Source organism: Streptomyces sp. LUP47B (genome assembly GCF_001746295.1).
In the GTDB taxonomy this organism is placed as follows: Bacteria; Actinomycetota; Actinomycetes; order Streptomycetales; family Streptomycetaceae; genus Streptomyces.
The window spans coordinates 85,066-96,787 of sequence record NZ_MJAH01000018.1 but is presented as its reverse complement, the minus strand read 5'-3'; the positions used below and the strand labels follow the sequence as shown (position 1 = coordinate 96,787).

The following is an 11,722-nucleotide window of genomic DNA, read 5'->3' as shown; positions in this document are numbered from 1 at the left end:
GGAGCACGTATGCGCATCAGCGGGAGTTCCGCGGTCGTGGTGGGTGGTGCGGGCGGCCTTGGTGAAGCCACCGTCCGACGGCTGCACGAAGCGGGCGCCAAAGTCGTCGTGGCCGACCTCGCCGACGAGAAGGGCAAGGCCCTCGAACAGGAGCTGGGGGTGCGGTACATACGCACCGACGCGACCAGTGAGGCGGACGTGCAGTCAGCACTGGCCGAGGCCGAGGCACTGGGAGAACTGCGCATCTCGGTCGACGCGCACGGCGGCCCGGCCTCCGGCGGCCGCCTGGTCGGCAAGGACGGCACCCCACTCGACCTGGACGGCTTCCGCCGCACCGTCGACATCTACCTGACCGGCGTCTTCAACGTGATGCGGCTCGCCGCCGCCGTGATCGCGCGCCAGGAACCGCAGGACGGACAGTCGGGGCGCGGCGTCATCGTCAACACCGCGTCCATCGCCGCGTACGAGGGGCAGATCGGCCAACTCCCTTACGCCGCCGCGAAAGGTGGCGTCGTCGCCATGACCTTGGTCGCGGCCCGCGACCTGTCCCCGCTGGGCGTCCGTGTCGTCACCGTGGCTCCCGGCACGTTCCTCACACCCGCGTACGGGCAGGCAGGCGACAAGCTGGAGGCGTACTGGGGACCGCAGGTCCCGCATCCGAGGCGGATGGGCCGCCCGGCCGAGTACGCCCAGTTGGTGCAGCAGATCGCCGAGAACGACTACCTCAACGGCGAGGTGATCCGGCTGGACGGGGCGCTGCGCTTCCCGCCCAAGTAGGCCGGACAGGCCATACTGCCCGGCTCGGACATGGAAGCAAGGGGGCAACTAGCTCTGGGTTCCACCCTCATGGGCGGCGAACCCATCCCCCAGCGCCCCGAGCGCCTCGTCGAGCCAGGCCGTCAGGTCGCTCTCCGGTTCCGCCAGCCAGCAGTCGTACGCGGCGCGGCAGGCGGCCACAGTGGTACGGCCCACGGCCAGCGGTATGAGCGCGTCGGCCGGTACGCCGAGCCGGCGCGCGGCGTACTCGCTGATCGCCCGGCCCCACGCCTCGTAGTGCGGAGCCGCACTGGCCATCAGCGCCTCGGAGGCGGTCAGCAGCGTCATGCGGGTGCGCAGTTCGGCGGGGTCGCCGCCGCGCGTGCGGTTGGCGTCCACGACGGCCTGCCGCACCGCCCGCATCAGCGGGACCTCGTCATCGATCCGGTCCAACGCCCGCTGCAGCCGGGCCACTTCGGTGTCCCAGCCGTGCCACAGGACGGCCGCCTTGGACTCGAAGTAGCGGAAGAACGTGCGCCGGGTCACGCCCGCCTCGGCGGCGATGTCGTCGACCGTGACCCGGTCGAAGCCGCGTTCGCTGAACAGGCGCAGCGCGATCAGGTCGAGGGCGCGTGCGCTGGTGCCGCGCGGACGCCCACGGGGCCTCTCCCCGTCGGCGCCAACTGCTGCTTCCCTGCCGCGACTTCGCTCCACCGTATTGATTATGTCACAGGGTGACGTTACGGTTCCGAGCATTCGTCACAGTGTGCCAAAAAGACTGCGCGCATCCTCCTGAGGAGCACGGACATGGCCTACGAACCCGAGACGCTCACCCGCGACGAGCGCCCCGCACAGACCGAACCGGCAGGCCCCGCAGCCGCCGGGGACACCGAAGCCCTGGCCGAGGACGTCCTGGTCGAAGAGATCTCGATCGACGGCATGTGCGGTGTCTACTGACCTGGCGGGCGCCGGCAAAGGCCCCGCCTTCGACCTCGACGCCCCCTGGCGGCTGCACCCCCGGGCGGCCATCCGTCCCGAGCGGTTCGGCGCGCTGCTCTACCACTTCGGGACGCGGCGGCTCTCCTTCCTGAAGAACCGCACTCTGCTCGACGTGCTCCGCGCACTCGACCAGGAGATCAGCGCCCGCTCGGCCTGTCTCGCCGCGGGAGTGAGAGAGCAGGACCTGCCGCTGTTCGCCCGTGCCTTGGACGGCCTGGCGGCCTCGGACATGATCTGCCCCCGCAGCGAAGGGAGGTCCCCCGCATGAGCCTCGCATCGGCGTCCCTCATCGAGCACTTCGAGGACGGTCTCGCGGCCCCGATCTGTCTGACCTGGGAGCTGACCTACGCCTGCAACCTGGCGTGTGTGCACTGCCTGTCCAGCTCCGGACGCCGCGACCCGCGCGAGCTGACCACCGCCGAGTGCAAAGCGGTGATCGACGAGCTGGAGCGGATGCAGGTCTTCTACGTCAACATCGGCGGCGGAGAGCCGACCGTGCGCCCTGACTTCTTCGAGCTGATCGACTACGCGACGCGGCACCACGTCGGCGTCAAGTTCTCCACCAACGGCGTCAGGATCACCCCCGAGGCCGCCCGCCGGCTCGCAGCGAGCGACTACATCGACGTGCAGATCTCGCTCGACGGGGCCACCGCCGAGGTCAATGACGCGGTGCGCGGGTCCGGTTCGTACGACACCGCGCTGCGTGCGATGACCAACCTCCGCGACGCCGGATTCGGGGGCTTCAAGCTGTCGGTGGTGATGACCCGTCACAACATCGGCCAGCTGGACGCGTTCGAGGAGTTGGCCGACCGGTACGGCGCCCAGTTGCGCATCACCCGGCTGCGGCCCGCGGGCCGTGGCGCGGACACCTGGGGCGAGCTGCACCCGCTGCCGGAGCAGCAGCGCGAGCTGTACGAGTGGCTGCTGAGCCACGGCGAGTCGGTGCTCACCGGGGACTCGTTCTTCCACCTTTCCGGCTACGGCGACGGGGCCCTGCCCGGCCTGAACCTGTGCGGGGCGGGCCGCGTGGTGTGCCTGATCGATCCGGTCGGCGACGTGTACGCCTGCCCGTTCGCGATCCACGAGAACTTCCTCGCGGGCAACGTCCGCTCTCCCGGCGGCTTCCAACAGGTCTGGCAGCACTCCGAGTTGTTCGAGGAACTGCGCAGCCCACAGTCCGGCGGGGCGTGCACGTCCTGCTCCGCGTACGACTCCTGCCGCGGCGGCTGTATGGCGGCGAAGTTCTTCACGGGGCTGCCCCTTGACGGGCCGGATCCCGAGTGCGTCAAGGGGCAGGGGCAGGTGGCGCTGGCGAGCGCGGTGGGCACGGCACCCCGCCCTTCCCAGGACCATTCGCACCGTTCGCGTCCGGTCCCGGTGACGATCGGCCGTCGCCCCGAGCGGCTGAGCGCCCCCGACCGGGCCTGTGACGAGAGCCCGCTCGCCGGGTTCGTACCGGAGCCGTGAGTCATGTCCGGACGGCGGCTGTCGGACCTGACCTGGCCCGAGGTGCAGCGGCACGTCGACGAGGGCGCTCTGCTTGCCGTGCCGGTCGGATCCACCGAACAGCACGGCCCGCATCTGCCGCTGTCGACGGACACGGATATCGCGCTCGCCCTGTGCGAACGCCTGGCTCGGGCGCGGGATGACGTGCTGGTGGCGCCTTGCGTCCCCTACGGCTCCAGCGGCGAGCACGCGGGGTTCCCCGGAACGCTGTCCATCGGGCAGGAGGCGCTCGAACTGCTCCTGGTCGAGCTGGTTCGCAGCGCCACCGACACCTTCGAGCACGTGCTGCTTGTCTCGGCGCACGGCGGCAACGCCGAACCGGTGGGCCGGGCCGTGGCCCGATTGCGGGCCGAATCGCGTGATGTCACCGTCTTCCTGCCGTCATGGCGCGGCGGTGACGCACACGCCGGGCGCACGGAGACGTCGCTGCAACTCGCCCTGCGCCCAGGCCGCTTGCGGATGCGTGAGGCCGTCGCGGGCAACACCCGTCCGTTGGCGGAGCTGATGCCGACGCTGCGGGCGGGAGGCGTGCGCGCGGCGAGCGAGAACGGGGTTCTGGGCGATCCGACAGGTGCCGGCGCGGCTGAAGGCACAGCGCTGCTGCGGGAGTTGACCGACGAACTCGTCGCTCAGGTCTCGCACTGGCGCGCCGGGCGGCAGGCGGTGGCGCCGTGAACCGGACACACAAAACGAGCGATACGGGTACGAGGCCCCGCGTCGCACTCGTCACCGGAGCCGGCCGCGGGATCGGCGCCGCCACGGTGGCGGCGCTCGCCGCCCGCGGCTGGAGCGTACTCGCGGTCGATCTGGCCTGCGACGACCCGGATCTGCCGTATCCGATGGCCACCAAGGCGGAACTCGACGCGGTGGTGGCGCGGGCGGGCGCACCCGCACGCGTGCGGCCCTTCGTCGCCGACGTACGTGATCCCGCGGCTCTGGCCGAGGCCGTGTCCCAGGCCGAGACGTACTGGGGCGGCCTGGACGCGGCGATCGCCTGCGCGGGTGTCATCGCGGGCGGCGTGCCGCTGTGGGAGGTGCCGCCGGCGGAGGAACAGGCGGTGCTCGACATCGACCTGGGCGGCGTCCTGAACCTCGCCCGGGCCGCGCTGCCCGCGCTGCTGCGCAGACCCGAGCCCCGGCAGGGCCGCTTCCTCGCGGTGGCGTCGGCCGCGGCCACGCGAGGTCTGCCGATGCTGGCCGCCTACTGCGCGGCCAAGGCCGGCGTGGCGGGTCTGATCCGTGCCCTGGGCGTGGAGTTGGGCGGCACCGGCGTGACCGCCAACGCCGTCAGCCCGGGTTCCACGGCCACTCCGATCCTCACCGAAAGCGCTCGCTTGTACGACCTGCCGGACCGTGAGGCGTTCGCCGCCCAGCAACCCATGGGCCGGCTGCTCGAGCCGGCCGAAGTCGCCGAGGTCCTCGCGTTCCTCGCCGGGCCCGGCAGCAGCGGCATGACCGGGGCAGTCGTCCCGGTCGACGCGGGGCTCGCCCTCTGAGAACCGGTCATCTCCCACCCCCGCACACCCTGCATGCTTAGAAAGGGATCCTCATGGCCCTGCTCGGCAACCCCTGGTTCGAGACGGTCGCCGAGGCGCAGCGACGCGCCCGGCGCAGGCTGCCGCCCGCCGTGTACGGCGCGCTGATAGGAGGCTCTGAAGGCGGCCTCACCCTCAAGGACAACCAGGCGGCCTTCGGGGACCTGGGCTTCGCCCCGCACGTGGCGGGCCTCGCCGCGCAGCGCGATCTCACGACCACGGTCATGGGACAGGAGCTCGCCCTGCCGATCATCTGCTCGCCCACGGGAGTCCAGGCCGTGCACCCCGACGGGGAGCTGGCCGTCGCCCGCGCGGCGGCGGCTCGCGGCACGGCGCTCGGGCTGAGCTCGTTCGCATCGCAGCCCGTCGAGGACGTGGTGGCGGCGAACCCGCGGACGTTCTTCCAGATCTACTGGTCCGGCACCCGCGAGCAGATCCTGCACCGCGTGGAGCGCGCCCGCGCCGCCGGTGCGGCGGGCCTGATCCTCACCCTGGACTGGTCGTTCTCGCAGGGCCGCGACTGGGGCAGCCCGGCGATCCCCGAGCGGATCGACGTACGCACGATGATCCGGTACGCGCCCCAGGCCCTCACCCGCCCACGCTGGCTGGCCGCCTACGCGAAGGCCCGCCGGCTGCCGGAACTGTCCGTGCCGAACATGACGCAGGGCCCGGGCGCCGAAGTGCCGGGTTTCTTCGGCGCGTACGGCGAGTGGATGCAGACCCCGCCGCCGACCTGGGAGGACGTGGCCTGGCTGGTCAAGCAGTGGGACGCCCCCTTCCTGCTCAAGGGCATCGCCCGGATCGACGACGCCAAGCGCGCCGTCGACGCGGGCGTCACCGCCCTGTCCGTCTCCAACCACGGCGGCAACAACCTCGACGGCACCCCTGCCGCGATCCGCGCTCTGCCGGCGGTGGCCGAAGCGGTCGGCGACGAGGTGGAGATCGTGCTCGACGGGGGTGTGCGGCGCGGCGCCGACGTGGTCAAGGCGCTCGCGCTCGGCGCGCGGGCGGTGATGATCGGCCGCGCGTATCTGTGGGGCCTCGCGGCGAACGGTCAGGCCGGCGTGGAGAACGTGCTCGACATCCTGCGCTCCGGCGTCGACTCGGCGCTGCTCGGGCTCGGGCGCGCGTCGGTACGGGAACTCGGGCCCGACGATGTGCTCGTACCGGAGGGGTTTGTGCGCAGGCTCGGCGCAGAGCAGTGACCAGCGGTGCTCCGCCCCTCAGCCCTGCGCCTCGTCCCGCTCGAGCAGGCCCGCCGGGACGTGGTTCGCCCAGCCCTGCCCCGGCCAGTGGCCAGTTGAACCACCCCGACGACGCGTACGTCCCGCCGTCGGGGTGCAGGGTCGTGCCGGGGACGTACGAGGACAGGCGTGAGGCGAGGAAGGGGACGCATCCCGAGACGTCGTCCGCTTTGCCACCGCCCGTGGGCGATCGCCGCCCGCGCACCGGCGGTCTCGGCCAACGCACCGCCAACCGAGGCTAGTTGGGGTAGCCGCGGGGTGGGCGCAGCTCGCATGCCGTTCGCAGCATGCTGCTCAGCTCGCATGCGATGTGCCCCGCTCAGGCGTCCTTCGCCAGGAGCCCGGCGAGCGTCTGCCGGAAGTCCTCGGTCTGGAAGGACTGGTACTCGGCGGTGGTCGCGAAGTCGAGGGTGGCCAGGACCGCGCGTTCCAGGTGCAGGTTGAGCAGCCGCTTCGTGGCCTCGACTGCCTGCCGCGGCAGGCCCGCGATGCGCTTGGCGCAGTCGAGGGCGTCGGTGAGCGGGTCCGCGCTGACGTGGTTCGCGAGGCCTAGGGCGACGGCCTTGTCGGCGCGGATCCGGGCGCCGGTGAGGGCGTACTCCTTGGCGAACATCAGGCTCGTGTGCAGCGGCCAGGTGAGCGGGCCGCCGTCGGCGGCGACCAGTCCGATCTGGACGTGCGGGTCGGCCAGGTAGGCGTTCTCGTGGATGTAGGCGATGTCGCTGAGCGCGATCAGGCTGCACCCGAGCCCGACCGCGGGGCCGTTGACGGCGGCGACCACCGGGACGCGGCAGCGCGCCATGCCGAGGACGAGGTCGCGGCCGTGGGCGATGGTGCGCGTGCGCAGTTCGGGGTCCTTGCTCAGCTGGTCCAGGTAGGTGAGGTCGCCGCCGGCGGAGAACGCGCGTCCGCTGCCGGTGAGCACGGCGGCGCGCGCCTCGTGGTCCTCGCTCAACCGCGGCCACAGTCGGGCGAGTCCGGTGTGCAGGGCATCGTTGACGGCATTGAGGGCGTCGGGCCTGTTGAGGGTGATCACACGCAGCGGGCCTTCGGGGCGTACGTCGATCTCTGGCGGCAGGTCGTACAGCGGGCCGGTCATGTCAACCTCCGGGTCCAACAGGTCATGTCACCCTCCAGGCCACGCCGGCCATGTCAGCCCCCGAGTCCCAGGATCCGGCGGGCGATGATGTTCTTCTGGATCTGCGAGGTGCCGCCCATGACGCTCTGGGAGCGGCTGTAGAGGTACTCGGCGAACAGCTCCGGGTCGCGGGTGCCGCCGACGGCGAGCGCGGCGTGGCCGACATCCTGTTCGACCCAGGTCATCAGGAGTTTGTCGAGGGAGCCCTCGGGTCCGTGGTGAACGCCGTCGAGTCGTTCGGACAGGCGGCGGCGCAGGTGGAGCCGGAGCATCTCGGCCTGGACGGCCGCCCAGCGCAGTTCGTCGGACGGTTCGGCCTCCGGTGCGCGCCGGGCGAGGTCGCGCACGAGCTTGCCGTAGCGGGCGGTGAAGCCGAGTTCGGCAGGTTCGCGCTCATGGCCGACCACAGTCATGGCGAGGGCCCAACCTTCACCGGGGGCGCCGACCATGCGGTCCGCGGGGACTCGCGCGCCGTCGATGACGAGCTGTCCGAATTCGCTCGTGACCCCGTTGACCATCTTCAATGGCCGCTGCTGGATGCCTTCTTGGTGCATGTCGACGACGAACGCCGAGATGCCCTTGTGGCGCGGCACGTCCGGATCGGTGCGAGCCAGCATCAGGCACCAGTCGGCGACGTCCGAGTAGCTGGTCCAGATCTTGTGGCCGTTGAGGAGGTACGTGTCGCCCTCGCGTGTGGCCGTGGTGGTGAGGGAGGCGAGGTCGGAGCCTGCTCCGGGTTCGCTGAAGCCCTGGCACCAGCGTTCCGTTCCGTCGATCATGCCGGGCAGGAACCGGCGGCGCAGCTCCTCGCTGCCGTGCCGCCCCAGGCCCTGGACGAGATAGCCGAGGCTGGGGCGCGGGCGGGCTCCGGCGCGGGCGAGTTCCTCGTCGAGGATCACGTCGTACACCGGGGGCAGCTCGTGGCCGCCGTACGCGCGCGGCCAGGTGAGGCCGAAGAACCCGGCGGCGTACAGGGCCTGGTGCCAGTCGCCCTGCCGTGCCCAGTAGTCCTCGCCGGAGCCCGAGGCGGGGAACCTCGCAGCGTTGTCCGCCAGCCAGGTCCACAACCGGCCGCGGAACGCGGCCTCTTCGGGTGCGTCACGATAGTCCAAGGTCGATCTCCTCCAGGCGTACGGGGAACAGCTCGCTCGACGTGAGCACGCGCCGCAGATACACATGGGCCAGGCACTCCCAGGTATTGCCGATGCCGCCGTGCACCTGGATCGCGGTCTCGCACACGGTGCGCGCGGCGCGTGCGCAGTAGACCTTCGCGACACGGGCGGATCGCAGCGCCTCCTCCGGGCCGGTCGCGTCTACGGTCCAGGCCGCGTACCGCAGCACGCTGGTGGAGCCCTCGATCAGGGCGAGGCCCTCGGCGAGCGGGTGCGACACGGCCTGGTAGGAGCCGACGGCCTGTCCGTACTGTTCGCGGATCTTGGCGTATTCGCAGGCCAGCGCGTGTGCTCCGCGGGCGGCTCCGAGCAGGTCGGCGGAGGTCGCGACGAGTGCGAGGGCGTGGAAGCGGGCGGCTCGCTCTTCAGTGAGCGCGGGCAGCGGCTCCGGTGCGCCCACAAGTTCGCTGTGCGAGCGCGTGAGATCAGCGGTGCGTACGGCGTCCCCCAAAGTCCCTGCGAAGGGGATGGTGTCCCGCAGCTCGACCGCGCGTCGCATGCCACGCGCGTCAACGGCCTCGCCGTGCACCGCGAGCGTCCAGGCGGTGCGGTCCTCCACGGCGGCCGGGAGCAGTTCGTCCGCGAGCACCGGACCGAGATACGGCACGTCGATCAGGCCGCGCCCGAACTCCTCGGCGACCAGGGCGACTTCGACTCCGGAGGCGCCGTCGGAGCGCAGCCGGCGCCAGCCCGTGTCGGCGACGGCCTTCTCCAGGCGGGCGAGGCGCGCTTCGCCGTCCAGGTCGAGGACCGAGCCCGGTCCGAGGTCCGCGGACAGCTTCTCGGCCGCCTCCCTCAGCCACTGCTGCTCACTGGTCAGCCGTGCGTCCATGACGCTCCCTCAGCACTCGGCGCAGGACCTTCCCTGACGGAAGGCGGGGTATCTCGTCCACGAACACGACCTCGTGCGGCCGTTTGTAGGTGGCCAGGCGTTCGCCGACGTAGGCGATCAGGTCGCCCTGCGTCACCGGTGCGCGCGTGGAGACGGCGGCGATCACGGACTCCGAACCCTCATCGCCGGATACGCCGTAGACGGCGCAGTCGGCCACGGCCTGATGGCCGAGGAGCACGCCTTCGACCTCGGCCGGCGCAACCTGGAAGCCTTGGACTTTGATCATCTCCTTGGAGCGGTCCGTGAGGTACAGCCAGCCGTCGGCGTCGACGCGCCCGACGTCACCGGTGCGGTACCAGCCGCCCCGGAAGGCCTCGCGGGTCGCTTCGGCGGGCAGGTAACCCGCCATCAGGGACGGCGATTTGAGCTCGATCTCGCCGGTCTCGCCGACCCCGAGGACGCGTCCCGTCTCCAGGTCGGTGACCCGCACCCGCACGCCGGGCACCGCCCGCCCCACGCTGTCGAGCCGCGCGCCCTGAAGGGGATTGCAGGCGATGACGGGCAGTTCGCTCGCCCCGTAGGCGGGCACCCAGCCGACCCCCGTACGGCGGGTGACCTCCTCGGCTATGCCGGCCGTCACGGGTGTCGCGCCCCACATGATGAACCGCAGCGAGGACAGGTCGTAAGACTCCAGGTCCGGGTGCCTCGCCATGGCCAGGACGATCGGCGCGACGGCCATCTCGACGGTGATCCGGTCCTTCTCGATCCGTTCGAGGACCCGGTTCAGATCGAAGCGGCGATGCAGCCGCACCCATGCACCGGCGGCGAGCGCCGTCTCGATGTTGAGCAGGCCGAGGATGTGCGAGGGCGGGGTGGTCACCTGGAGGCGGTCCTGCCCGGTGAGTTGGAGGGCGTCCGTCCAGTGCCTTGTCGCCGCGGCGAACGACGCATGGGTGTGGCGTACGGCCTTCGGCAGTCCGGTCGTGCCCGAGCTGAAGACGAGGATGGCATCGGCTGCTGGATCGGGCGGGGAGAACGTCCCCGCGCCGTCACCGGTAAGGGTCACCTCGTCCAGGTGCAGCATGGGCATCAGGTCGGCGAGCACCTGCTGGTCGCCGAGCGCGTCGGCGGGGCGGGTGACCGCCAGGACATGCTCGACCTCGGTCCTCTTCCACGCCGGGCTGATGAGGACGACCGCGGCTCCCGCCTTCCACACGGCATGGACGGCCACCACGAACTCCGGCCGGTTCGAGGACATGAGTGCCACCCGCTCCCCCGCGCGCACCCCTCGGCGTACCAGGGTCGCGGCGAGTGAGCCGGCGAGGGACTCGAGCCGGCCGCGGCTGTACGTCTCCTCCTCGAAGGCCAGGGCCGCCTCATCCTGCGCGCCGGACGTCTGCATGTGAGAGGCTCCCATCTCGACTGCGAGAACGTTATTCTCGAAGAGATAGAACTTTCATACCAGAAGGAGGCCGCCCGTGCCGACCCCCTCGCCCGCGCCTGCTGCCTTCCACCGCGCGACGATCACCCGGATCGTCCGGGAAACCGCCGACACCACCACGTACACGCTCCGTCCGCACAGTGGCGATTTCTCCTACCGCGCAGGGCAGTTCTGCACGTTCCGCGTGCGGGTGGACGGGCGGCACCTGCTGCGCTCGTACTCGATGTCGAGTGCGCCGGAGACGGACGGCGAGCTGATGACCACGGTGAAGCGGGTGCCGGGCGGCAAGGTCTCGAACTGGCTGCGCGACCACGCACGCGAAGGCGACAAGCTCGAACTCACCCAGCCCCGGGGGCGGTTCTGCCTGCGCGAGACCGAGGTTCCGCTGCTCGGATTCGCCGGCGGCAGCGGCCTCACGCCCGTGTTCTCGCTGGCCAAGAGCGCACTCGCCGGTACGCGGCGCAAAGTCAGGCTGCTGTGCGCCGACCGTACGCGGTCCGCGATGATCTTCGCCTCGGCCCTCGACGAGCTGGTGCTGCGCTATCCTGGAAGGCTCACAGTCGTACGTCATCTGGACGCGGATCAGGGCCTGTTGGATCAGGCCCGGGTCAAGGAGTTCGTGGGTGCGGACGGGGACGCGGACGTGTACGTGTGCGGCCCCGAGCCCTTCATGGAACTCGTCGAGTCGGCGCTTCCGGGCGGCGGAAAGTTGTTCAGCGAACGGTTCGGCGCGGCAGCTCCTGCCGCCGCTCCGACCGCGACGGCCACCCCGCCCGCCCCGCCCGCTCCGACGGCCGCGGCGCCGGGGACCATATCGATCCGTCTGGGCAACCAACGGGTCGCGGTGCCCGCCCACCCCGGCGAGACGCTGCTGCAGACCGCCCGCCGAGCGGGCCTGACCCCACCGTTCTCCTGCGAGGCCGGAAACTGTGCCACGTGCATGGCAAAGGTCACCGAAGGGTCGGTGCGCATGCGAGTGAATGACGTACTGGAGGACGACGAGGTGGCGGAGGGCTATGTGCTCACCTGCCAGGGGGTACCCGAAACGCCGTCGGTGACGGTCGAGTACGATTGAATCCTCCCCTCCCTGATGGGAAGG

The 11,722-nt window shown here is 71.3% G+C and carries 13 protein-coding genes; 8 read left to right on the top strand and 5 right to left on the bottom strand.

Translation table 11 applies throughout. The annotated features are described in order from the left end of the window. Positions 1-9 precede the first annotated feature (9 nt). Positions 10-777, top strand: a complete 768-nt coding sequence (locus BFN33_RS40150) for an SDR family oxidoreductase (RefSeq protein ID WP_069765151.1) — start codon at positions 10-12, stop codon at positions 775-777. A 48-nt stretch (positions 778-825) separates the two neighbouring features. Here BFN33_RS40150 and mftR read toward each other — a convergent pair whose 3' ends face one another. Beyond that, a complete protein-coding gene (gene mftR / locus BFN33_RS40145; protein WP_069765150.1) occupies positions 826-1,470 on the bottom strand; it encodes a mycofactocin system transcriptional regulator in 645 nt (214 codons plus the stop codon). A gap of 93 nt (positions 1,471-1,563) precedes the next feature. Here mftR and mftA point away from each other — a divergent pair, with 93 nt between their 5' ends. Genes mftA through mftD form a run of 6 tightly spaced genes read left to right on the top strand, consistent with a single transcriptional unit; the run spans position 1,564 to position 6,001 of the window. Continuing rightward, a complete protein-coding gene (mftA, locus tag BFN33_RS40140) occupies positions 1,564-1,713 on the top strand; it encodes a mycofactocin precursor MftA (RefSeq protein WP_069765149.1) in 150 nt (49 codons plus the stop codon). Continuing rightward, positions 1,703-2,023 (top strand): mycofactocin biosynthesis chaperone MftB, encoded by a 321-nt coding sequence (gene mftB / locus BFN33_RS40135; RefSeq protein ID WP_069765148.1) that lies wholly within the window; start codon positions 1,703-1,705, stop codon positions 2,021-2,023. Before mftA ends, mftB begins: the two co-directional genes overlap by 11 nt. Continuing rightward, on the top strand, positions 2,020-3,222 hold the full coding sequence (mftC, locus tag BFN33_RS40130) for a mycofactocin radical SAM maturase (protein ID WP_069765147.1): 1,203 nt from the start codon (positions 2,020-2,022) through the stop codon (positions 3,220-3,222). The genes mftB and mftC overlap by 4 nt, the downstream gene beginning before the upstream one ends. 3 nt (positions 3,223-3,225) lie before the next feature. Next, entirely contained in the window at positions 3,226-3,936 is a 711-nt protein-coding gene (gene mftE / locus BFN33_RS40125) for a mycofactocin biosynthesis peptidyl-dipeptidase MftE (RefSeq protein ID WP_069765146.1), read from the top strand. Next, positions 3,933-4,757: a mycofactocin-coupled SDR family oxidoreductase gene (locus BFN33_RS40120; protein WP_069765145.1), complete on the top strand. Its 825-nt coding sequence runs from the start codon at positions 3,933-3,935 to the stop codon at positions 4,755-4,757. Before mftE ends, BFN33_RS40120 begins: the two co-directional genes overlap by 4 nt. A 53-nt stretch (positions 4,758-4,810) precedes the next feature. Further along, positions 4,811-6,001, top strand: coding sequence for a pre-mycofactocin synthase MftD (mftD, locus tag BFN33_RS40115; protein ID WP_069765144.1), 1,191 nt, complete (start codon positions 4,811-4,813; stop codon positions 5,999-6,001). 358 nt (positions 6,002-6,359) lie between these two features. On the opposite strand, the gene BFN33_RS40110 is transcribed toward mftD, so the two are convergent. Genes BFN33_RS40110 through BFN33_RS40095 form a run of 4 tightly spaced genes read right to left on the bottom strand, consistent with a single transcriptional unit; the run spans position 6,360 to position 10,584 of the window. Further along, positions 6,360-7,139, bottom strand: coding sequence for an enoyl-CoA hydratase/isomerase family protein (locus BFN33_RS40110; RefSeq protein WP_218109069.1), 780 nt, complete (start codon positions 7,137-7,139; stop codon positions 6,360-6,362). Between the two features lie 53 nt (positions 7,140-7,192). Further along, positions 7,193-8,290: an acyl-CoA dehydrogenase family protein gene (locus BFN33_RS40105; protein WP_069765143.1), complete on the bottom strand. Its 1,098-nt coding sequence runs from the start codon at positions 8,288-8,290 to the stop codon at positions 7,193-7,195. Next, on the bottom strand, positions 8,277-9,182 hold the full coding sequence (locus BFN33_RS40100; protein ID WP_069765142.1) for an acyl-CoA dehydrogenase family protein: 906 nt from the start codon (positions 9,180-9,182) through the stop codon (positions 8,277-8,279). The genes BFN33_RS40105 and BFN33_RS40100 overlap by 14 nt, the downstream gene beginning before the upstream one ends. Further along, positions 9,160-10,584, bottom strand: coding sequence for a class I adenylate-forming enzyme family protein (locus tag BFN33_RS40095; protein WP_069765141.1), 1,425 nt, complete (start codon positions 10,582-10,584; stop codon positions 9,160-9,162). Before BFN33_RS40095 ends, BFN33_RS40100 begins: the two co-directional genes overlap by 23 nt. Positions 10,585-10,660: 76 nt before the next feature. Between BFN33_RS40095 and BFN33_RS40090 the strand changes: the two genes are divergently transcribed. Beyond that, complete coding sequence (locus BFN33_RS40090; RefSeq protein WP_069765140.1) at positions 10,661-11,698, top strand: ferredoxin--NADP reductase; 1,038 nt, start codon at positions 10,661-10,663, stop codon at positions 11,696-11,698. Positions 11,699-11,722 lie beyond the last annotated feature (24 nt).

Bases quoted from the DNA above. Each gene is read 5' to 3' on its own strand.
- BFN33_RS40150 (WP_069765151.1), top strand. From the start codon at position 10: ATGCGCATCAGCGGGAGTTCCGCGGTCGTGGTGGGTGGTGCGGGCGGC.
- mftA (WP_069765149.1), top strand. From the start codon at position 1,564: ATGGCCTACGAACCCGAGACGCTCACCCGCGACGAGCGCCCCGCACAG.
- mftC (WP_069765147.1), top strand. From the start codon at position 2,020: ATGAGCCTCGCATCGGCGTCCCTCATCGAGCACTTCGAGGACGGTCTC.
- mftE (WP_069765146.1), top strand. From the start codon at position 3,226: ATGTCCGGACGGCGGCTGTCGGACCTGACCTGGCCCGAGGTGCAGCGG.
- mftD (WP_069765144.1), top strand. From the start codon at position 4,811: ATGGCCCTGCTCGGCAACCCCTGGTTCGAGACGGTCGCCGAGGCGCAG.
- BFN33_RS40110 (WP_218109069.1), bottom strand. From the start codon at position 7,139: ATGACCGGCCCGCTGTACGACCTGCCGCCAGAGATCGACGTACGCCCC.
- BFN33_RS40100 (WP_069765142.1), bottom strand. From the start codon at position 9,182: ATGGACGCACGGCTGACCAGTGAGCAGCAGTGGCTGAGGGAGGCGGCC.
- BFN33_RS40095 (WP_069765141.1), bottom strand. From the start codon at position 10,584: ATGCAGACGTCCGGCGCGCAGGATGAGGCGGCCCTGGCCTTCGAGGAG.